This window comes from Dactylosporangium sp. NPDC005555 (assembly GCF_040605635.1).
Lineage (GTDB): Bacteria > Actinomycetota > Actinomycetes > Mycobacteriales > Micromonosporaceae > Dactylosporangium.
Genome location: NZ_JBEXDG010000054.1, coordinates 54,924 through 75,609 on the forward strand (window position 1 = coordinate 54,924; position 20,686 = coordinate 75,609).

Annotated in this window: 20 protein-coding genes; 13 read left to right on the top strand and 7 right to left on the bottom strand. The window is 74.2% G+C overall.

What is annotated here, in order from left to right; genetic code table 11:
* Positions 1-52: 52 nt before the first annotated feature.
* From ABZS58_RS39555 to ABZS58_RS39580, 6 genes are all read right to left on the bottom strand, one after another.
* On the bottom strand, positions 53-1,513 hold the full coding sequence (locus tag ABZS58_RS39555) for an aldehyde dehydrogenase family protein (RefSeq protein ID WP_354788748.1): 1,461 nt from the start codon (positions 1,511-1,513) through the stop codon (positions 53-55).
* A 260-nt stretch (positions 1,514-1,773) separates the two neighbouring features.
* Positions 1,774-2,910 carry an NAD(P)/FAD-dependent oxidoreductase gene (locus ABZS58_RS39560; RefSeq protein ID WP_354788750.1) on the bottom strand — a complete coding sequence of 379 codons (1,137 nt, stop codon included), beginning with the start codon at positions 2,908-2,910 and terminating at the stop codon, positions 1,774-1,776.
* The gene (locus ABZS58_RS39565; protein WP_354788751.1) at positions 2,907-3,761 is read right to left on the bottom strand and encodes an isocitrate lyase/PEP mutase family protein; all 855 of its coding nucleotides are present in this window, start codon (positions 3,759-3,761) and stop codon (positions 2,907-2,909) included. Before ABZS58_RS39565 ends, ABZS58_RS39560 begins: the two co-directional genes overlap by 4 nt.
* Positions 3,758-5,176 (bottom strand): aldehyde dehydrogenase, encoded by a 1,419-nt coding sequence (locus tag ABZS58_RS39570; RefSeq protein ID WP_354788752.1) that lies wholly within the window; start codon positions 5,174-5,176, stop codon positions 3,758-3,760. Before ABZS58_RS39570 ends, ABZS58_RS39565 begins: the two co-directional genes overlap by 4 nt.
* On the bottom strand, positions 5,176-6,453 hold the full coding sequence (locus ABZS58_RS39575; protein ID WP_354788753.1) for an acyl-CoA dehydrogenase family protein: 1,278 nt from the start codon (positions 6,451-6,453) through the stop codon (positions 5,176-5,178). The genes ABZS58_RS39570 and ABZS58_RS39575 overlap by 1 nt, the downstream gene beginning before the upstream one ends.
* A gap of 15 nt (positions 6,454-6,468) precedes the next feature.
* Positions 6,469-7,725 carry a flavin reductase gene (locus ABZS58_RS39580; RefSeq protein WP_354788754.1) on the bottom strand — a complete coding sequence of 419 codons (1,257 nt, stop codon included), beginning with the start codon at positions 7,723-7,725 and terminating at the stop codon, positions 6,469-6,471.
* A 124-nt stretch (positions 7,726-7,849) separates the two neighbouring features.
* On the opposite strand from ABZS58_RS39580, the gene ABZS58_RS39585 reads away from it, so the two are divergent.
* Positions 7,850-8,662 (top strand): IclR family transcriptional regulator, encoded by an 813-nt coding sequence (locus ABZS58_RS39585; RefSeq protein ID WP_354788755.1) that lies wholly within the window; start codon positions 7,850-7,852, stop codon positions 8,660-8,662.
* Between the two features lie 2 nt (positions 8,663-8,664).
* Here the strand turns inward: ABZS58_RS39585 and ABZS58_RS39590 are convergent, their stop codons facing one another.
* The gene (locus ABZS58_RS39590; RefSeq protein ID WP_354788756.1) at positions 8,665-9,357 is read right to left on the bottom strand and encodes a hypothetical protein; all 693 of its coding nucleotides are present in this window, start codon (positions 9,355-9,357) and stop codon (positions 8,665-8,667) included.
* A gap of 77 nt (positions 9,358-9,434) precedes the next feature.
* Between ABZS58_RS39590 and ABZS58_RS39595 the strand changes: the two genes are divergently transcribed.
* From ABZS58_RS39595 to ABZS58_RS39650, 12 genes are all read left to right on the top strand, one after another.
* Complete coding sequence (locus ABZS58_RS39595) at positions 9,435-9,938, top strand: MaoC family dehydratase (protein WP_354788757.1); 504 nt, start codon at positions 9,435-9,437, stop codon at positions 9,936-9,938.
* Positions 9,935-10,942: an LLM class flavin-dependent oxidoreductase gene (locus ABZS58_RS39600; protein WP_354788758.1), complete on the top strand. Its 1,008-nt coding sequence runs from the start codon at positions 9,935-9,937 to the stop codon at positions 10,940-10,942. Before ABZS58_RS39595 ends, ABZS58_RS39600 begins: the two co-directional genes overlap by 4 nt.
* The gene (locus ABZS58_RS39605; RefSeq protein ID WP_354788760.1) at positions 10,939-12,150 is read left to right on the top strand and encodes a CoA transferase; all 1,212 of its coding nucleotides are present in this window, start codon (positions 10,939-10,941) and stop codon (positions 12,148-12,150) included. The genes ABZS58_RS39600 and ABZS58_RS39605 overlap by 4 nt, the downstream gene beginning before the upstream one ends.
* Positions 12,147-13,475, top strand: coding sequence for an MmgE/PrpD family protein (locus tag ABZS58_RS39610; RefSeq protein ID WP_354788762.1), 1,329 nt, complete (start codon positions 12,147-12,149; stop codon positions 13,473-13,475). The genes ABZS58_RS39605 and ABZS58_RS39610 overlap by 4 nt, the downstream gene beginning before the upstream one ends.
* Positions 13,472-14,440: a RidA family protein gene (locus ABZS58_RS39615; RefSeq protein ID WP_354788764.1), complete on the top strand. Its 969-nt coding sequence runs from the start codon at positions 13,472-13,474 to the stop codon at positions 14,438-14,440. Before ABZS58_RS39610 ends, ABZS58_RS39615 begins: the two co-directional genes overlap by 4 nt.
* Positions 14,434-14,922 (top strand): MaoC family dehydratase N-terminal domain-containing protein, encoded by a 489-nt coding sequence (locus ABZS58_RS39620; protein ID WP_354788765.1) that lies wholly within the window; start codon positions 14,434-14,436, stop codon positions 14,920-14,922. The genes ABZS58_RS39615 and ABZS58_RS39620 overlap by 7 nt, the downstream gene beginning before the upstream one ends.
* Positions 14,919-15,302 carry a MaoC/PaaZ C-terminal domain-containing protein gene (locus ABZS58_RS39625; RefSeq protein WP_354788767.1) on the top strand — a complete coding sequence of 128 codons (384 nt, stop codon included), beginning with the start codon at positions 14,919-14,921 and terminating at the stop codon, positions 15,300-15,302. Before ABZS58_RS39620 ends, ABZS58_RS39625 begins: the two co-directional genes overlap by 4 nt.
* A complete protein-coding gene (locus ABZS58_RS39630; RefSeq protein WP_354788768.1) occupies positions 15,299-16,402 on the top strand; it encodes a thiolase in 1,104 nt (367 codons plus the stop codon). The genes ABZS58_RS39625 and ABZS58_RS39630 overlap by 4 nt, the downstream gene beginning before the upstream one ends.
* Complete coding sequence (locus ABZS58_RS39635) at positions 16,399-16,779, top strand: OB-fold domain-containing protein (protein WP_354788769.1); 381 nt, start codon at positions 16,399-16,401, stop codon at positions 16,777-16,779. Before ABZS58_RS39630 ends, ABZS58_RS39635 begins: the two co-directional genes overlap by 4 nt.
* A gap of 33 nt (positions 16,780-16,812) precedes the next feature.
* Positions 16,813-17,976 (top strand): acyl-CoA dehydrogenase family protein, encoded by a 1,164-nt coding sequence (locus tag ABZS58_RS39640; RefSeq protein WP_354788771.1) that lies wholly within the window; start codon positions 16,813-16,815, stop codon positions 17,974-17,976.
* On the top strand, positions 17,973-18,818 hold the full coding sequence (locus tag ABZS58_RS39645) for a CoA ester lyase (protein WP_354788772.1): 846 nt from the start codon (positions 17,973-17,975) through the stop codon (positions 18,816-18,818). The genes ABZS58_RS39640 and ABZS58_RS39645 overlap by 4 nt, the downstream gene beginning before the upstream one ends.
* 143 nt (positions 18,819-18,961) lie before the next feature.
* On the top strand, positions 18,962-20,371 hold the full coding sequence (locus ABZS58_RS39650; protein WP_354788774.1) for an FAD-dependent oxidoreductase: 1,410 nt from the start codon (positions 18,962-18,964) through the stop codon (positions 20,369-20,371).
* Positions 20,372-20,686: the final 315 nt, after the last annotated feature.

Here is a 20,686-nt window from a genome sequence, read left to right on the forward strand (position 1 = left end):
CGGGCCGGCGCCGGTGGTGCGGGACCCGGCGACGATCCGGGGTGTCGGCGCGCTACGACGGGTAGGCGGTGGGGGACAGGCCGGCACCGCCCGCGCGGAAGGCGGCCGGGGCGTGCACGACGCACGTCTGGACGTACTCGGCGAGGCCCTCCTCGCCGTACTCGCGGCCCCAGCCGGACCGTTTCACCCCGCCGAACGGGGCCCGCAGCGACATGCCGGTGCGGTTGTGCGTGTTGACGAACGCGAACCCGGCCTCCAGACGCCGGGCGAACGCGAACGCGCGGTCCTCGTCGGCGCTCCACACCGACGCGGCGAGACCGAGGTCGTCGTCGTTGGCCATGGCCAGGACCTGGTCCTCGTCGTCGTAGAGGATCAGCGGCACGACCGGCGCGAACTGCTCCTCGTGGATCAGTGCCGCGTCGGGCCGGGGGTCGACGACGAGCAGCGGCGGGGAGAAGTAGCCCGCCGTCTCGTCATAGCCGTCGGCCTCGGTGCCCAGGTCGATGACCCTCCCGGCGGTGTGGTCGGCGGCGGTCGCCAGCTCGAACGCGCGGGACTGCGTGCCGGCGCTGATGAGCGGCCCCATCGTGACGCCGTCGGTGAGGGGATCGCCGACGACCAGGACGCGCCGCGCGGCGGCCACGTAGGCGTCGACGAACCCGGTCTGCCGGGCGCGCGGCACGTACAGCCGTTTCGCGGCCATGCACACCTGACCGGCGGTCGCGAAGCTCGCCATGACGAGCCGCTCCATCACCGCGTCGTCGAACGGCGCGTCGGACAGGAACACGGCCGGGTCGTTGCCGCCGAGCTCGAGGACCGCCGGGATGAGCCGGTCCGCCGACGCGGCGGCGATCGCCCGCCCGGCGTCCTCGCCGCCGGTGAACGCGACCTTCCGCACGAGGCGGTGCGTGACGAGCGCCGTGACCAGGTCGGCGTGGCCGTGCATGACCTGGACGGCGGAGTCCGGGAGGTGCGCCTGGAACAGCCGCACGACCCGGTCGACGGTGAGCGGGCCGAGCGGGGACGGCTTGACGATGACGGTGTTGCCGGCGGCGAGCGCCGCGGCGAGCTTCAGCATCGCGAGGATGACCGGCGCGTTCCACGGGGTGACGGCGACGACCACGCCGTAGGGCTTGCGGACGCTCAGCAGCCGGCCCTGCGCGTCGTCGAGCTCCCGGTCGGCGTACGCGCCCGGCGCGTACTCGATGACCCACCGCAGGTGCTGCACGGCGAACCCGATCTCGCCCCGGCAGTCGGCGAGCGGCTTGCCGATCTCCCGCGCGAGCAGGACCGCAAGCCCTTCGACGTCCTCGGAGAGCGCCTCGGCGACCTCCCGCAGCGCGACGAGCCGCTCGTCGACGGTGACGCCGGACCACTCGCGGAACGCGGCGTGCGCGGCACGGACGGCGTCGTCGACCCGGTCGGGGATGTTGCGGGCGACGGGCACGACCCGCCCGACGACCTCGGCGTGCCGGGCCGGATTCTCCCGCCGGATCAGCGGCCGTGCGCTCATGCCGCCACCTCCGCTGCGCTCCGGCGTCGGCCTGAGCCGATGCTGCCACATGATGAGCGGCCCGAGCCGCTCCGCTGGCCGCTCATGCCGCCACCTCCGCTGCGCTGCGGCGTCGGCCTGAGCCAGAACTGCGCCCATGATGAGCAGCCACTCCGCTGCGCTCCGGGCCGCTCATGCCGCCACCTCCGCTGCGCTGCGGCGTCGGCCTGAGCCAGAACTGCGCCCATGATGAGCGGCCACTGCGCTGCGCTCCGGGCTGCTCATGCCACCTCCCGCAGCGACGCGATCATCGAGGACCGTAACAGGTGGGCCCGGGCCGCGACGGGGTCGGCGGCGAGGGCGCGCAGCTCGTCGGCGTAGGCGGAGGCGCCGCCGGAGCGCAGTTTCTCCCAGTTGCCGTGGGTGGTCCTCTGCACGTAGTCGCGGGCCACGGCGCGGCGGCCGGCGGCCGTCGCGGTGATGACGCCGTCGTCGCCGGTGACGAGGGCGGTCGCGAGCAGGACGGCGTCGTGGATGCCGGAGTTCATGCCCATCCCGCCGAGGGGGTTGTTGATGTGGGCGGCGTCCCCGGCGAGCAGCACCCTGCCCGCGCGGAACGACGCCGCGACCCGCTGGTGGACCCGGTACAGGGTGGTGTGCGCGACCCGCCACGGCCGCCCCGGGTCGGCGACGCCGAGCAGCCGCCGCGGCAGCCGGTCCAGTTCGGCGGCGTCGGGGGTGTCGGCGGGGGTCGGCAGGAGCACCCGCCAGTGGTCCGGGGTGCGGAGCAGGACCAGCCACTCGACGGGGTCGAACAGGTAGTTGACCTCGGCGATCCCGGGCAGCAGCGCGGCGAGGTCCTCGTCGGTGGAGCCGACCAGGAACCGGTCCGGGTAGGTGATGCCCTCGAACGCGTCGCCGAACAGCGACCGGCGCACCGCGGAGTTCGCCCCGTCGGCGCCGATCAGCCAGTCCCCGCGGAACGACTCCCCGGCGGAGCCGGCGTGCACGGTCACCCCCGAGGGGTCCTGCGAGAGGCCGGTCACCGCCTGTCCGAAGTGGACGGTGCCGGGTGGCAGCAGCGGCAGGAGCAGCCTGGTGAGTTTGCTCTGCTCGCACTGCAGCCGGAACGGGTAGGGCGTGTCCCCGGCGAGCAGCGACATGTCGAGCTCGGCGATGACGCCGCCGCCGCGTTCCCGGTACTGGAACCGCGGCGAGACCAGGCCCTGCGCGAGGAGCGCGGGTAGGACCCCGAGGCCGGCGAGCATCTCCAGGGACGGCGGGTGGAACGTCGACGCCCGCGACTGCGTGGCGAGGGCGGCGCCGGCCTCCAGGACCGTGACGTCGGCGCCGAGGCGGTGCAGGGTGAGCGCGGCGGTGAGCCCGACGGGCCCGGCGCCGGCGACGATCACCTTCATGCGGGCACCTCCGAGCCGTACCGGGCGTCCAGGGCGAGGGCTTCGGACTGGCCGACGAGACCGGTGAACGCGTCCCACGGCAGCCTGCTCACCGTGGCGGCGCTGCCGTCGGCGGCGATCGCCGCGTACGCGGCCCGAGCGGCGCAGAGGGCGGCGAGCAGCGGCGCGACCGGATGCAGCACGAACCGCACCCCGAGCTCGGCCAGGCGGGCGTCAGCAAGTACAGCATCGGATCCCGACGCCTCGGAACGGTTCACGACGAGGGGGACGCCCGGCAGGGCCGCGTGCACGGCCGCCAGGTCGTCAGCGCCGGTGACCCCCTCGACGAAGACCGCGTCGGCGCCCGCGTCCACGTAGGCCCGCGAACGGGTGATCGCGTCGTCGAGACCGGTGACGGTGAACGCGTCGGTCCGCGCGACGAGGACCAGACCGGTGCCGGCCTCGGCGATCGCTCGTACCTTCGCGGCCGCCGGACCGACGTCGAGGAGTTCCTTGCCGGCCAGGTGCCCGCAGCGTTTCGGGCTGACCTGGTCCTCCAGGTGCAGCCCGGCCACGCCCGCGGCCGCGTACCGGCGGGCCGTCCACACCGCGTGCAGCGCGTTGCCGTAGCCGGTGTCGGCATCGGCGAGCAGCGGCACGCCGCCCAGCGCGGGCGTGATCGCCGCGGCCCGGTCGGCGATGTGGGTGCCGTGGACGTAGCCGAGGTCCGGCAGCCCGAGGGCGAGCGCCGCCACGGCCGCCCCCGACAGGTGCACGGCCTGGAACCCGGCGCGAGCCGCGAGGGCGGCGGTCAGCGGGTCGTACACGCCCGGCAGGTGCGTCACGACCGGCCGGCGCAGCAGCGCTCTCACAGGGCGAAGCCGTTCTCGACGCCGGTGACCCGTGGGTTGGTGAAGAAGCGCAGGGTCTCCGCCGTGCCCTCCTCGCCGAGGCCGGAGACACCCCACGCGGGGCGGGGTGTGAAGAGGTGCAGGCTCATCACCGACGAGCCGTTGACCTTCACCTCGCCGGCGCGGATCCGCCGGGCGACGCCGAGCGCGGCGTCCTCGTCGGTGCCGAACACGTAGCCTTCCAGGCCGTATGCGGTGTCGTTGGCGAGGGCGACGGCCTCGTCGACGGTGCCGTACCCGTGGACGGTGGCGACGGGCCCGAAGATCTCGTGCCGGGCGGGCTCCTCGGCGGCGCCGGTGACGAGCGCGGGCGCGAAGAAGTTCCCGCCGCCCGGCACGTCGGTGAAGGTGTGCGCCTTGCCGCCGAGGTCGAGCATCCGCGCCGCGACCAGCGCCCGGTGTCCACTGTGGATGAGCGGGCCCAGCTCGGTGGCGGGGTCGGCGGGGTCACCGGCGCGCAGCGCGGACAGGCGTTCGCCGATCGCGGCGAGCAGCGCCGGGACCATGTCGTGCGGGGCGATGAGCCGGCCGAGCGCCCGGCACCACTGGCCGTTGAGGGTGGTGAGCAGGTCGACGGCGGCGCGGGCGGCGGCGTCGACGTCGGCGTCGGGGAGCACGACGAGGGGATTGTTGCCGCCGAGCTCCAGCTGGGCGGGTTTCAGCCCGGCGGCGCACAGTCCGGCGACGGCCCGGCCGCCGGGGACGCCGCCGGTGAAGGACACGGCCCGCACCCGAGGGTCACCGACGAGCGCCGCGCCGACCTCGGCGCCGCCGTGCAGCAGCTGCAGCGCACCTGCGGGGAGCAGCTCCGCGATGGTCTCGACGAGGAGCTGCGTGCCGGCGGGCGCGTACTCGCTGGGTTTGACGATCGTCGGGCAGCCCGCCGCGAGGGCGTTGGCGGCCTTGTGCGCGGTCATCGGCGCGGGCGCGTTCCACGGCACGAGACACAGCGCCGGACCCCACGGCAGCAGCTCCACGGTGACGGCCCGGCCGTCGTCGCGGGTGGCGGTGCGGGTGAGCCACCCCTCGCGCAGCTGCGCGGCGGCGAGCCGGAACGACCCCGTGACGATGAACCCGAGCGGGGTCGCCTGCCGGATCGGCACGCCGGTGCTCGCGCTCTCCACGGCGACGATGTCCGCGACGCGGGCCTCGAGGGCGTCGGCGCAGGCGTCGAGCAGGTCGGCCCGTTCGGGTGGGGGCACCGAGGCCCACGGCGTGGCGGCGCGGTCGGCGGCGGCGAGCGCGGCCTCGACGTCGTCGCGGGAGCTGCCCAGCCGCGGGCCGAGGACCGCGCCGGTCGCCGGGTCCTCCAGGGTCCCGGGCAGTGTGCGCGTGGCCGGCTTCCAGCCGCCGCCGACGAGGGAACGGGCCGTCATCACTGCCCCTTGGACACGTTGGCGAACAGGGCGTTCTCCGCGCCGGACGTGACCAGGTTGGCCGCCTCCAGGCGGCCACGCTCCGCCGGGAACGTCATGACCAGGGACATGGCGGTGTCGCGGACGGCGCGGGCGATGACGCCGGTGTTCGCGGTGCCGGACGTGCCGGTGCACTTGAGCGCGCCGACGGCGACGTCGAAGCAGGCCTCGGTGATGGAGCCCTTCGCCATCCGCCACTGGCGGAACACGTCGTCCTTGCCGCGTAGCGGCGGCTCCGACGTCTCCAGCTCCAGCTGGCGGCGGATCCACAGGTACGCGGTCTCCAGCCGCTCGGTCATGTCACCGAACAGCACCTGGTGCATGGGGCTGCTGGCGACCGGCCGGCCGGTGTCCGCGAACGTCTTGCCGGTCGTCGCCGCGAGCGCCGCGTCGTACGCGGACTGCGCCGAACCCAGGTACACGGCGGAGATGGCGAGCTGGTTGCCGACGAACGAGCCGCGGCTGACCTGCAGCATCCGCACGAACGCCCCCGGCACGGTGAGCGCCTCGTCGTCGGCGATGAACACGTCCTTGAGCGTGATGCCCTGGTTGGCGGTGGCGCGCATGCCGATCGCGTCCCACGTCGGTCGCTCGCCGACCCCGGCGGCGTCGCGCGGGACGAAGAACGTGGCGAGGCCCGCCGCGGTCTCGGTGCCCTCCAGGCGGGCGGTGGTGAGGTAGTAGTCGGCGACGCCGGTGGCGCAGCCGAACGACTTCTCGCCGTTGAGCAGCCAGCCGCCGTCGACCTTCGTCGCGGTGGTGCTGATGGAGATGTTCGCGCCGGCGCTCTTCACCGACTCCGACGCGAAGTTCGCCAGCCAGACACCGTTCGCCATCCGCGTCAGTACCTTCGCCGCGAACGCCTCCACGGCGGGGATCTCGTCCGTGGAGAACAGGCCTGCCCTGATCGCCTCCAGGGGCAGCAGCCCCCGCGACGCGCTCGTGTTGTGGAAGAAGTAGGCGAGGGCCGTGGAGCCGCACGCGGTGCCCATGGCGAACGTGGCGGCGGCCAGGTCGCGCAGCGTCCCGCCGAGCCCGCCGTACTCCTGCGGCACGACGAGCCCGAGCAGCCCGGCGTCGCGCATCCGCGCCACGTGCTCCACGGGGAACCGGCTCTCGGCGTCGGCGCCCGCCGCGGCGTCCCGCAGGGCGGGCAGCACGGATTCGACCCGTTCCGCCCGGCCGCGCTCGGCGTCGGACAGGCCGTCCAGCAGACGGTCGGCGGTGAGCTGTGCCATGACGGTCGGGTCCTTTCAGGAGACGGAGACGCGGTACGTGCGGCCGGGCAGTGCCCCGCCGAGGTGTCGTTCGAGGTCCGCGGCGGCGGCGACGAGCGCGGCGCGGGGGCTGTCGCAGGCCACGCCGAGCCGGTCGGCGAGGAACTGCACGTCCTCGCACGCCAGGACCCCGTCGATGCCGCCGAGGGTGGTGTCGAAGTGCCGGACGCCGCTCTTCATCGCCGTCAGCGCGTTGACCAGGCCGAGCCCGTGCCGGTCGCGCAGGCGCACCCGCAGGGAGACCGGTCTCAGTCTGGTGGAGGCACGGACGGTGGCGTCCTGCAGCAGGGCCCGGACCTGGCGGGGCGAGGCGGCCTCGGCGCCCTCGTCGAGCCCGATCTCGTCGCAGCCGAGCGCGGCGAGCATGTCGACCGCGTCGAGCACGTCGGCGGTGCGGTCCGGTGCGAAGGCGTCCGGCAGCCAGCAGGTGGCCGTCATGTCGTAGCGGTCGGCCTCGTCGAGGATGTGTTTCGTGACGACCGGGTCACCGGCGACGAGCTCCAGGACCCCGGCGCCGCCGAGTGCCGCGTCGGCGACCTCGTCGGCGGTGGCGACGAGCGCGGTCGCGGTGCGCCGGTCGCCGGAGGAGGTGAGGCAGCCGTACGCGTCGCGGACCCGCACCCGGACCCCGGCGGCGCGCAGCGCGGTCGCGAGCCTGCCGGCGACACCCGCGGACACCGTGTGCGTGCGCAGCGCGGCGAGCAGGCCGCTGTCGGCGACGCCGACCTTGTCGGGCAGCACGTCGGCCAGCTGCCCCCAGGCGCGGGAGTGGAACAGCAGCGGCGCGACGATCCGCTCGGTCGACGCGCCGAGCACGGCGCCGACGAAGATGGTGTGGTCGCCGCCGGCGTACGCGTGCACGACCCGGCAGTCGAGCCAGCCGACGGCGTCGGTGAGCACCGGCGCGCCGGTCGTCCGGGTCTCCCAGGCGCCGCCGGCGAACCGGTCGGTGACACCGTCCTCACCGGCGACCTGCCCGGCGAAGCGGCGGCCGACCATCGCCTGGTCCTTGGCCAGGACGCTCACGGCGAAGACGCCGCTGGCCTCGATGAGCGCGTGGGTGGTGATGCGCCGGTTGAGGCAGACGAGGATGAGGGGCGGGTCCATGCTCACGCTGGAGAAGGAGCTCGCGGTCATGCCGTGCCAGCCGTCGCCCGCGACCGTGGTCACGACGCTGACGCCGCTCGGCCACTGTGCGAGCACCGAGCGGAACGTGTCGGGGTCGATCGTCACCGGCGCCCACCTTCTGTTCCACTAAGCGAAACGCTGTCACGGTCACGGTAACGATGGCGGTGAAGCGATGTCAACGATGCGCGACGCCGTTTCCCCTAGGGAAATCTGTGCTTAGACTTCTGGGGTGTCGACCACCACCACAGCGACCTCCGCAGACAACGCCGACGGCTCCGCCAGCCGCTCCATCGCGGCGGTCGAGCGGGCCATGGACGTGCTGCTGCTCTTCGGCCGGGTCGGGCGCCCCGACCTCGGCGTCACCGAGATCGCCGCCGAGCTCGGCCTCACCAAGGCGGCGGTGCACCGCATCCTCACCGCGCTGCGCAACCGGGACCTGGTGACGGTCGACCCGACCACCCGGCGGTATGCGCTGGGCCACGCGGCGGTGGCGCTCGGCCGGGCCTACCTGGCCCGCACCGACCTGCGCGCGATCGCCGCGCCGGAGCTGCGCCGGCTGTCGGAGGAGACCGGCGAGACCGCCACCCTGTCGATCCGCCGCGGCGACATGCGGCTCTACGTCGACCAGGTGGTGCCCGAGCAGGAGCTGCGCCTGGAGGTGCAGCTCGGCACCCCCTACCCGCTGCACGCCGGCGCGTCGTCGAAGGCGTTCCTGGCCTTCCTCGGCGCCGACGAGATCGAGGTCTACCTGGCCAAGCACGCCCTGGGCGCGCTGACGGACAAGACCATCGTCGACGACGCCGCGCTGCGCCTGGAGCTGGCGGCCATCCAGCGCCGCGGCTACGCGACGTCGCTGGGGGAGCGGCAGGTCGGCGCGGCGTCGGTCGCCGCGCCGGTCTTCGACCACGACGGGCACGTCATCGCCGTGCTGTCGGCGGCCGGCCCGCTGTCGCGCTTCAAGCCGCGGATGTCCGAGTGCGCCGACCGGCTCCTCGCCGCGGCCGCCCGGGTCTCGGGTCACCTCGGCTACCACGCGGGCTGAGCTCAGCCGTGCATCCACGGCTTCAGCACGCCGAAGGCGGCGGCGGCCAGGACGGACAGCCAGATGCCCCACACGTAGGGCAGGCAGCCGTCCACCGCCCGCCGCAGGGCGCGCTCCACCTCCGGCGTCGAGCCGGTCGTCATGAGGGTGCCGTACGGCGCCGCGAAGCCCCGCAGCGTCAGCCGGATGCCCAGGCCGCAGGCGATCGCCGTCGCGTAGAGCGCGACCTTCGCACCGAGCCACTTCGGGTTCGTCGTCACGCCGAACGGTTCGCCCGCGACGATCGTGTACGCCGCGAGCCCGTACAACACCCCGGTCAATCCGATCCGGATGCTCCAGTCGGCCCGTCGCACCACGGGGTGCTTCCCCGGCGCGTGATGGTCCCTGATCGTCAGGAACAGCCACCCGGCGGCGAACAGCCAGACCGGCAGCACCGTCCACCAGTGGAAGAGCTCGAAGCCGCCCAGGTGCGCGCCGTGCGGGTCCAGCGCCATCAGGGTGACCCCGCTGGGCAGGAACAGCACCAGGCAGACCTTCGGCCCCAGGTCCAGGCCGCCCATGATCTTCAGGGCGGTGTTGCGCGCGACGGGCGGCAGGTCGGGCCGCAGGACGAAGCGGCTGGAGTAGAAGACGCCGAGGTCCCCGCCCAGCCAGAACACGAACAGCACGATGTGCAGCAGGATCCACCAGCCCATCGGACAATGGAAACACTGATCCGCTGTGGGAAACAAGTGCTTGACTCCGGCGTGGCGCGCTGCCTAGCGTCACGGGCATGACGCTGGGCAACTACCTGGAGGACTTCACCGTCGGCGCCGTGTACCAGCATCCGCTGGGGCGCACGATCAGTGAGGCCGACAACACGTGGTTCACGTTGCTCACGATGAACACGAACCAGAACCACTTCAACGCGCACTTCGCCGCGGACGCGCCGTACGGCCGGCTCATCGTCAACTCGGGGCTGAGCGTCGCGATCGTCCTGGGCCTGTCGGTGTCCGACATGAGCCAGCACGCGATCATGAACCTGGGCTGGGAGGAGATCCGGCTGACGGCGCCGGTGTTCGTCGGCGACACCCTCTACGCGGAGTCGATCGTGCTCGCGACCCGGCCGTCGGCGTCGCGCCCCTACGCGGGCATCGTCACCTGCCGCACCCGCGGGCTCAACCAGGACGGTGACGAGGTCATGTCCTGGCAGCGCAGCGTCATGGTGTACCGCCGCGACGCCCCCCACGACAAGTCGCACTTCCCCGTCGCGAAGACGGGACCGCTGACGGTATGAGCCTCCCGGCGCTGCACTTCCAGCCCTGGGGCGCGTCGCTTCAGGAGCAGCTCGACGCCGCGCTCCGGGCGGAAGCGGCCGGGGCCGCCGTGGTGTGGGCGCCGGAGCTGCACCGCAGCGCGCCCGTCACGGCCGCCGCGCTCGCCGCCCGCACCACGACGGCCGGGGTGGGCACCGGCATCGCCCTGGCCTTCGCCCGCAGCCCGTTCCTCACCGCGTTGTCGGCGCTCGACCTGGACGAGCTGTCCGGCGGCAGGTTCCGCCTCGGCCTCGGCACCGGCGTGCAACGGCTCAACGAGGACTGGCACGGTGTCACCTGGTCCCGCCCCGTCCACCGCCTCCGGGAGACCGTTGCCGCGATCCGGCTCGTCGTCGCGGGCGCGCACACCGGCGACCCCCTGGACTTCGCGGGGGACATCGTCCGGCTGCGGGTGCGCGGATACCGGCGGCCGTACGCGCCGGTCCGGCCGGCGGTCCCGATCTACCTCGCCGGGGTGGGGCCGGCGATGATCGCACTCGCCGGGGAGATCGGCGACGGGTGGATCTCCCACGAGCTGTGCTCGCCCTCCTACCTGTCCTCGCACGTCCTGCCGCGCCTCGGTGCCCGCCCGGGACTCGAGGTGGTCGTGTCGGCGTGCTGCGCGATCGACGACGACGCCGCCCGGGCGCGGGCCGCCGCGGCGGGTGCCGTCGGGTTCTACGCCTCGGTGCGCACCTACGCCGACCTGTTCGCGTTCCACGACCTCGCCGAGGAGCAGCAGCGGGTGATCGAGGCGTTCCGCGGCGGGCTGCCCGCCGACGGGCTCGCCGGCGCCGTCGCCCCCGCCATGATCGACCGGCTCACCCTCACCGGCACCCCGGACGAGGTCGCTTCGAAGATCGCCGAGTACTCCGGCCTGGCCGGCGCGGTCAAGCTCGGCCCGCCCACGTACGGGCTGCCCCCGGAGCGGATCCGCGTGCTGCAGGAACGGATCCTGCGCCTGATCGAGGAGCTGTGCCGGTGAGACCTCTCCAGGACGTGCGGATCGTCTCGCTGGAGCAGTACGGCGCCGGGCCGTTCGGGTCCGTGCACCTCGCCGACCTCGGCGCGGAGGTCATCAAGGTCGAGGACCCGCGGACCGGCGGCGACGTCGGCCGCGCCGTGCCGCCGTTCGCGGAGGCGGGGGACTCGCTGTTCTTCGAGACGTTCAACCGCAACAAACGCTCCATCTCCCTCGACGTCACCGCGCCCGCCGGGCGGCTCGTGTTCGAGGACCTGGTGCGGGCTAGCCACGCCGTCTACTCCAACCTGCGCGGCGACGTGCCCGCGAAGCTCGGCATCCGCTACGCCGACCTCGCCGGCGTCAACCCCGCCATCGTCTGCTGCTCGCTCACCGGCTTCGGGATGACCGGCCCGCGCGCGGCCCAGCCCGGCTACGACTACATCCTGCAGGGCCTCGCCGGCTGGATGGAGCTCACCGGCGAGCCCGACGGCCCGCCGACGAAGAGCGGACTGTCCCTTGTGGACTACAGCGGCGGGCTCGTCGCCGCGATCGCGCTCCTCGCCGGGGTGCACGCGGCCCGCCGCGACGGCGTCGGCATGGACTGCGACCTCAGCCTCTACGACACGGCCGTCGGGATGCTCACGTACCCGGCGGTGTGGCACCTCAACGGCGGCTTCGAACCCGTGCGCACCCACCATTCGGCGCATCCGTCCCTGGTGCCGTTCCAGGTGTTCCGGGCCCTCGACGGGTGGCTGGTGGTCGGCTGCGCGAAGGAGAAGTTCTGGCAGCGCCTCGCCGCGCTCCTCGACCGGCTCGCCGGCACCTCGCTGGCCGGCGATCCGCGGTTCGCGACGTTCGCCGACCGGCACCGGCACACGGCGCAGCTGCTGCGGATCCTGGAGGGCGCCTTCGCGGCGCGGACGGTCGCGGCGTGGCTCGCCGACCTGGAGCCGGCGGGTATTCCGTGCGGGCCGGTCAACGACGTCGCGGCCGCGCTCGCCGACCCGCACACCGCCGCCCGCGGCATGGTGGTGGAGACCGAACATCCGCGCTTCGGCACGATCCGCCAGCCCGCGTCGCCGGTGCGGGTCGGCGACGAACCCGTCCCGCACCGGCGTGCCCCGCGCCGCAACGAGGACGCCTCGTACGTCCTGCACGACGTCCTCGGCTACGACGACACCCGCGTCGCCGGCCTCACCGCCGCCGGTGCCTTCGGAGTCCCCGCATGACGGTCGCCGCCGGCCTCGCGGCGTGGGGGCTGTCCGCCGGCCTCGCCGACCTGCCGCCCGATGTGGTCGACGCGACGCTGCGGCATGTCCTCGACGGGTGCGGCACCGCCGTCGCCGCGCTGCGCGCCGGTGCCGCCGGACCCGCCCTCGCCGTCGCCCGTGGGCTCGGCGGACCGCCCGAGGCCCGCATCCCCGGGACGGGTCTGCGGGTCGGCTCACCCGCCGCCGCGCTCGCCGGTGGGGTCCTCGTGCACGCCCTGGACTTCGACGACACCCACGCCGGCGGTCTCGTCCACGCCACCGCACCCGTCCTGCCCGTGGTGCTCGCCGTGGGGGAGCAGCTGGGCGTCACCGGCGCCGAGGCCGTCGTCGCGGCCGCCGTCGGTCTCGAGGCGATCTGCAGGCTCGGCGCCGCCGCACCGCACGCGTTCCACGCCCGCGGGGTCCACGCGACCGCCGCCTGCGGGGTCATCGCCGCCGCCCTCGCCGCCGCCAGGCTGCACCGCCTCACCCATGCGCAGACCGTCGACGCGCTCGGCATCGCCGCCAGCCAGGCGGGTGGGCTCCTCGAGTTCCTGCACACCGGGTCGTCGACGAAGCAGCTGCACACCGGGTTCGCCGCGCACCACGGCATCCTCGCCGCCCGGCTCGCCGCCGCCGGTGCCGGCGGCCCCGCGAGCGCGATCGAGGGCGCGTCGGGCTTCTACACCGCCCTCGCCGGCGTGCGGGTGTCCCCGGAAGCGGTCCTGGCGGGCCTCGGTGAGCGCTTCGAGCTGACCCGGATCACCGTGAAGCCCTACCCGGCGTGCCAGCTGCTGCACGCGCCGCTCGACGCCGCCGCCACCCTGCGTCTCGCGGACATCACCGACGTCGTCGTGGACGTGCACCCCGACGCGGCGGCCATCGTGTGCGGGCCCGACCAGGCCGCCCCGCGCACCGGGTACCAGGCGAAGTTCGCGCTCGCCTGGTGCGTCGCCGCGATGCTGATCGACGGTGCCGTCACCGTGGACACGTTCACCGGCATCGACCGGCCCGACGTGCTGGCGTTGGCGGCCCGTGTACGGCATCGCGTCGCCGACTTCCCGGGCGTGGCCGCCGAGCAGCCGGGCAGGGTCACCGTCACGCTGCGGGACGGCCGGACGGTGACGGGGTCGGTGCCCCGCAGCGGCGGCGGGCCGGGCACGCCCGGCCTCGACGCGATCGTGCGCGCCAAGGCCCTCGCCAATCTCGGCGCGGGCGGTCCGGCCGTGCTCGCCACCGTCGCCGCGCTGCCCGAATCCGGGGACCTCACCGATCTGCTCGACGCGTTGGGAGCGACCGCATGACCACCTACCTGCCGGGGATCGCCGGCCCCGACCCGGCGACCGTGTATGCGACCGCCGCCCGCCACCTCGCCGACGCCGGCTCCGGGCCGGGTGACGTCGTGCACGTCACCGAGTACGTCACCGGCCCGGCGGAGCGTGCGCTCGACCAACTGCTCCAGGGGCACCGGGCACCGGTGTCCGTCGTCCCCGTCGCAGGGTTCCCCGACCCGTCCGACAGGTTCGCCGTCGACCTGGCCGTGCACCCCGGCGGCGGCACGGCCGTGGACGGCGGCCGGCTGCGCATCGCCGGCGACCTCGTGCACCTGCCGAGCGTGCACACGACGGGTGGGGGGTTCCGCGACCAGTACCGCTGGTGCATCGAGCGCATCGGGGAGCTGCTGGGCTCCGCCGGGCTGGGCCTGGACTCCCTCGTCCGCACGACCGACTTCACCGCCACCGCGACCCGCGCCGAGTATCCGCGCTGCGGCCGGCCCCGGCGGGAGCTGCTCGGCCCGGTCTTCCCCGGCGCCGCCGGGATCCTCGTCGACACGCCGGTAGAGCCGGGCGCGATGGTCTCCATCGACGCTCTCGCCGGGCTGGGGCAGCTGCGCCCGTTCAACCCCGGCTGGGACCGCTACAACACGCTCACCTACGTCCCCGGTGTCGTCGCCGGTGAGACGCTCGTCATGTCCGGCTTCGGGGCGCTCGACCCGGCGACCCAGCTCGCGCTGCACGAAGGTGACCTGCTCGCCCAGGCGCACTTCCTCTACGACAGCGTCGACCTCGTGCTCCAGGCCGCCGGCCGCGGGACCGTCACCCGCCTCCTCGAATACGTCACCCCCGAGGGACTCGCCGACTACCCCCGCCTCGCCGCCGTGCGTGCCGAGCGGTACCCGGACGCCGCGGTCACCTCCGTCGTCTGCTCGGCGCTGCTGCGCCCCGAGTTCCTGCTCGAGGTCGTGCCGACGGCGGTGCTCGCATGCTGACCGACGACCTCCGGGCACTCATCGGCCGGGAGGTCACCTACACCGCGCCGGAGCCCCTGGGCAGGGCCGCGATCCGCTACTTCGCCCTCGCCGTCGGCGACCACAACCCGGTCTACACCGACGACGCCGCCGCCCGCGCCGCCGGTCACGACGGGGTCGTCGCGCCACCGACGCTCATCTGCGAGACCAACCAGTACGCCGGACTGCCCGCCGACCACGACGGCTACGCCGGGCACACGTGGGGCATCGAGCTGCCCGGCACCCGCCAGGTCCGCGGCGGCAACGCCTACGAGTTCCACCGGCCGGTGCGCCCCGACGACGTGGTCACCGCGACGTGGAAACTCGTGGACATCGCCGAGCGGGCGACGGGTGCCGGGCAGCCGATGCTGGTGTTCACGTCCCGCGCCACCTACACGAACCAGGCCGGCGACCTCCTCGCCACCAACGAGGAGACCATCATCTACCTGCGGGTGACGCCGTGAAGCCGGGCTTCGAGCTGCCGCCACTGCAGCGGCGGATCGCGCTGCCCGACATGATCGCGTACGCGGGCGCGACCTGGGACTGGCACCGGCTGCACTACGACCCCGCCTACCTGGCGCCGCGCGGGCTGGACCGGCCGGTGGTCGACGGGCAGGTGTTCGGTGCGCTGCTCGCCGAGCAGGTCCAGGACTGGATCGGCGGCGCGGGCGTGCTGCGGACCCTGCGCTTCCGGTTCAAGAGCCTCGTGTTCGCCGGCGAGACGGTGCGCTGCGCCGGGACCGTGACCGCGGTGGACGGCGCCCTGGTCACCATCGAGCACCGGGTCCTCGCCGGCGACCGGGTCGCCGTCGCCCCCGCGTCGTCCACTGTGGAACTGCGATGACCACGGGGGTCTGCGTCGCAGGCGCCGCCGAGTCGGACCTCGGGGTCACCGGCAAGACCGTCCTGCACCTGCAGACCCAGGCGATCACCCGCGCCCTCGCCGACGCCGGCCTCCGGCTCCGCGACGTGGACGGGCTCGCCACCAACGGCGTGTCCCGGTTCTCCGCCACCCAGGTCGCCGAGCACCTCGGGCTGCGTCCACGATGGACCGACTCGACGTTCGCCGGCGGGTCCGCGCCGCTGCTCCACGTCGGGCACGCCGTGCAGGCGATCCGCGCCGGGCAGGCGTCGGTCGTGGTCATCTCCTACGGGTCGAACCAGCGCTCCGCCCGCAGCCGCACCACCGACCCTTACGAGGCGCACACGCCGGAGGCGCAGTTCGAGCAGCCGTACCGGCCGCTGTACCCGGTGTCCGCGTACGCCCTCGCGGCCCAGCTCTACCTGCACACGTACGGGACCGAACGGGGGCGTGCCGGGCTGACCGAGGTCGCCGTCGCCGCCCGCGAATGGGCGCTGCGGAACCCGCGCGCCTACCGCTACGGCGCCGGGCCACTGGACATGGACGCCAGTCCGCTGGTGAGCGACCCGCTGCGGGTCGCCGACTGCTGCCTCGTCACCGACGGCGGCGGCGCCGTCGTCCTGACCAGCCTGGAACGGGCCCGCGACCTGCCCGGTGTCCCGGTCGAGGTGCTCGGTCACGGCGAGGCGACCACCGGCACGTCGATCGTCGGCGTCGGCGACCTGCTGCGCACCGGCGCCGCCTTCTCCGGGCGCAGGGCCTTCGCGATGGCCGGGCTGACCCCCGCCGACGTCGACGTCGCCCAGATCTACGACTCGTTCACCATCACCGTCCTGCTGTCGCTGGAGGCCCTCGGCTTCTGCGGCTACGGCGAGGCGCCCGACTTCGTCGCCGCGCGGACCCTGCCGATGAACACGTCCGGCGGCGGGTTGTCCTACTGCCACCCCGGGCAGCTCGGCGTGCTCCTGCTCGTCGAGGCCGTCCGCCGGTTGCGCGGCAGCGCCGACCGGACCGCGCTCGTCCACGGTACCGGCGGAATCCTCTCGACCCACGGCACCGTCCTGCTGGGACGGCCGTCGTGACGGTGCCCCTGAACGTGCCTGTGGACGAGACCACGGCGGCGTGGTGGGACGCGACCCGGCAGCGGCGGCTCACCGTCCAGCGCTGCACCGCCTGCGGCCACCACCAGCACTATCCGCGCCCGTTGTGCCTGCGCTGCGGCGCGCCCGAGCCGCCCCTGGTGGACACCGCGGGCACCGGCGTCGTCGAGACGTTCACCGTCGTCCGGCGTGCCGACCCTCCGTACGCCGTCGCCATCGTCGCGCTCCCCGAGGGCCCGCGGCTCGTGTCGAACGTCGAACCGTGGCAGGACGCCGCGATCGGCGCCGCCGTCGCCGTGGACTGGCGGCCGCTCGGCGACGGCCGCAACCTTCCCGTCTTCCGCCTGATCCTTCCTTGATCCTTCCTTGATCGTTCCCTTGAGGTGACCACAGTGGACTTCGAGCTCACCGATGAGCAGCGCCAGTTCCGTGACGCGCTGCGCGCGTTCGTCGACAAGGAGATCCGGCCCGTCGCCCGCGAGTGGGAGGCCACCGACCGCTACCCCACGGAGATCGTCGACACCATGCGGCGCATGGGCCTCTTCGGGCTGACCGTCCCCGAGGAGTACGGCGGCCTCGGCGCCGACATGGTCTCCTTCGCCCTCGTCTTCGAGGAGATCGCCAAGGGCTGGATGGGCGTCGCCGGCATCCTCGGCAGCCACTCCCTGTCCTGCTGGCTGATCGCCCGGCACGGCACCGACGAGCAGCGCCGCGCGTACCTGCCGGACCTGGCGACCGGCGCCCGGCGCACCGGCATCGCGCTCACCGAACCCGACGCCGGCACCGACCTGCAGGGCATCCGCACCGTCGCCCGCCGGGACGGTCCGGATTACGTCATCACCGGCCGCAAGACGTGGATCACCAACGCCCGGCACGCCGACCCGCTGCCCGTGCTCGTCAAGACCGACCCGTCCGCCGACCCCGCGCACCGGGGGATGTCGGTGCTGCTCGTCGAGGCCGGCACGCCCGGCTTCGAGGTGCTGCGGGACCTGCCGAAGCTCGGCTATAAGGGCACCGAGTCCTGCGAGATCCTGTTCGACGGGTGCCGCGTGCCCGCCACCGCACTGCTCGGCGGCGTCGAGGGCCGCGGCATGCAGCAGGTCCTGTCGGGGCTGGAGACCGGCAGGATCAACGTCGCCGCCCGCGCGCTCGGCATCGCCCAGGCCGCCTACGACGAGGCGCTGCGCTACGCCGGCCAGCGCCAGGCGTTCGGCTCCCCGATATCGCAGTTCCAGGCGGTGCAGCTGCGGCTCGCCGACATGGCGATGCAGGTCCAGGCGGCCAGGCTCATGGTGTACTGGGCGGCGTCCCGCGCCGACGCCGGCCGCCGCGTCGACATGGAGGCCGGGATGGCGAAGGCGTTCGCCTCCGAGGCCGCCGCCGCGTGCGCCCTGTCGGCGATGCAGGTCCACGGCGGCTACGGCTACTCCAAGGAGTTCGACGTCGAACGCCTGTACCGCGACGCCCCGCTCATGATGATCGGCGAGGGCACGAACGACATCCAGCGCATCGTCATCGCCAAGGCGCTCACCAGCGGGAAGGGCAGCATCGGATGAGGTCCTACCTGTACGTGCCCGGCGACGCGCCCGCGAAGCTGGACAAGGCCCTCGACCGGGGTGCCGACGCGCTCATCGTCGACCTCGAGGACGCCGTGCCGCTCGCCGGCAAGGACCGCGCCCGCGCCATCGTCGCGTCGTGGCTCGCCGACCTGCCGGCCTCGGGCCGTCCAGCGGTGTGGGTGCGGGTGAACCCCGGGCCGGTCGGCGCTCTGGACGCCAGGGCCGTCGTCGGGCCGCACCTTGCCGGCGTGTGCCTGGCGAAGGCCGGCGCATCCGACGTCGCCGCGCTCGGGGCCGCCCTCGCCGCCGCCGAGTCGTCGCGCGGGCTGCCGGTCGGCTCGGTCGCCGTCGTGCCACTGCTGGAAACGGCGACCGCGATTCTCGACGCACCCGCCATCGCCCGCGCCCCGCGTGTCGCCCGGCTGCAGATCGGCGAGGCGGACCTGCGCGCCGAGCTCGGCGTCACCCTCGGCCCCGACGAACGCGAGCTCCTGCACGTCCGCTCCCACGTCGTCCTCGCCAGCGCCGCCGCGGGGATCGCGCCGCCCGTCGCCTCCGTCAGCACCGACTACCGGGACCTGCCCGCCCTGCGGGCGTCGACGGTCGCGTTCCGGCGGCTCGGCTTCGTCGGCCGCGCCTGCATCCACCCCGCGCAGATCCCGGTCGTCAACGAGGTCTTCACCCCGACGGCCGAGGAGCTGCAGGAGGCTTCCGACCTGGTCCGCCGCTTCGACGCCGCGGTCGCCTCGGGCGCCGGCGTGCTCGTCGGCGCCGACGGCCGCATGGTCGACGCCGCCGTCGTCCGCGCCGCCCGCCGCCTGCTGACGCTCGCGCCCTGACGGATCGCCCCCGCTTCCCGCACCGGCCGTGCGGTCGGCTGAGGCCCCGGCGCCCTGCGCTCCGGTGGAGACCTTGCGGAGGTGCGGGGCGGTTCCGGTGCAGGTCGTCGCGCACCGCCCTGACCACCTCTAGCGTCCAGATCGTGTTGACGGTGGATGTACTGGTGGTCGGCGCGGGCCTGGCAGGCCTGCACACGGCGCGGCTGCTCGCTGAGCGGCACCTGCGGGTGCTGGTCGTCGACCGGCGCAGGTCGCTGTCGTCGGGGGTGCGCACGACCGGCATCTTCGTCCGCCGCACCCTCGACGACTTCGACCTCCCCGACGCCCTGCTCGGCCCCGGCGTGCGCGACGTCCTGCTGTACCCACCGTCCCGCCGGCGTCCCGTGCACCTCACCAGCGACCGCGACGAGTACCGCGTCGCCGACATGCCGGCCGTCTACGACCACGCTCGCCGCTGTGCGGAGGCGGCAGGGGCGCAGGTCCACCTCGGCGTCCGCTTCGCAGGCTTCTCCGCGGGCCCAGCCGGCAGGCCGTCGGGCGTCACCGGTCCGTCGGGCGTCACCGGTCCGTCGGGCGTCGCCGGTCTGTCAGGTGTTTCTGGTCTGCCGGGTGTCGCCGGTCTGCCGGGTGTCGCCGGTCTGCCGGGTGTCGCCGGTCGGTCGGGCGTCGCCGGTCCGTTGGGTGTTTCTGGTCTGTCGGGTGTCGCCGGCGCGTCGGCGGGCGTCGGCGGCCGGTCGGGTGTCGCCGGGCCTTCGGCGGGTGCGGTCGGCGCGGCGGCGGGCGTCGGCGCGGGTGTCGTGCGGTTCGACGGGGCGGAGCCGGTCCGCGCCAGGTTCGTGGTCGGCGCGGACGGCGCCCGTTCGACGGTCGCCCGCGCCCTGGGTCTCGACACCAACCGCCGGCTGCTCGTCGGCGCCGAGGTCATCCACCCGACCGCGTCCGGCGCCACGGTCCCCGCGTTCCACTGCGTCATCGACCCGCGGATCGCCCCCGGCTACCTCGGCTGGGTCATCGACGACGGCCGCCACGCCCACATCGGCGTCGCCGGTTATCCGTCCGCGATGCGGACGGGCGTCCGGCATCTGCTGGACACCTTCGCCGCGGACGCCCCCGGCGTGACCGACCCCACCGGCCCCGGGGAACGCCGCGGCGGCCCGATCCCTGTCGGCGGCGTCCTGCGCCAACTCGCGTGCCCGGCCGGCCTTCTCGTCGGCGACGCGGCGGGCGCCGTCTCCCCGTTGACCGCGGGCGGCCTCGACCCGTGCCTGCGCATGTCGGAGCTCGCCGCGGAGGTCACCGCCGAGTACCTCCGCACCGGCGACGACCACGCCCTGCGCGCCTACGACGGCGCCGCCCTGCGCTCCCGCTTCCGTGGCCGCCTCGCGCTGCGCCGCCTCCTCGCCGGCATCACCTCCCCGGCAGCGGCCGAGGCCGCCGTCGCGCTGCTCCGCACCGCCGCCGGCCGGTCCGCCGCGTCCAAAATCCTGTTCGGCGACCGCTCGTTCCCCGACGTCCACCCCACCCTGACGGCGTCAGCCGGCCCGCGCCGGTAGCATTCCCGGCGTGATCCGGAAGACTTTGTGTCGCTCTGGAGGGTGGCGCGTAATTCGTGGTGGCGGTTTGTCAAGTCCCGGTTCGGGATGTGCGTGGGTATCGATGCTGAATCGTGGCGTACGGGTGCCGATCGATATATGGGGTTTGTATAGCTTTCGGTGGTGACTCGACGGTGGATCGGTAGTGATCAGGGAGCGCAGCCCGCGGTGTTGCCCGTCAACGCCCGGGACCTGTTGCCGGCCGGTCATGTCGCCTTCGACGTCATCGATCTGGTCGGGAGGTTCGACCTGTCCGCGTTCGCTGCGGCCTACCGC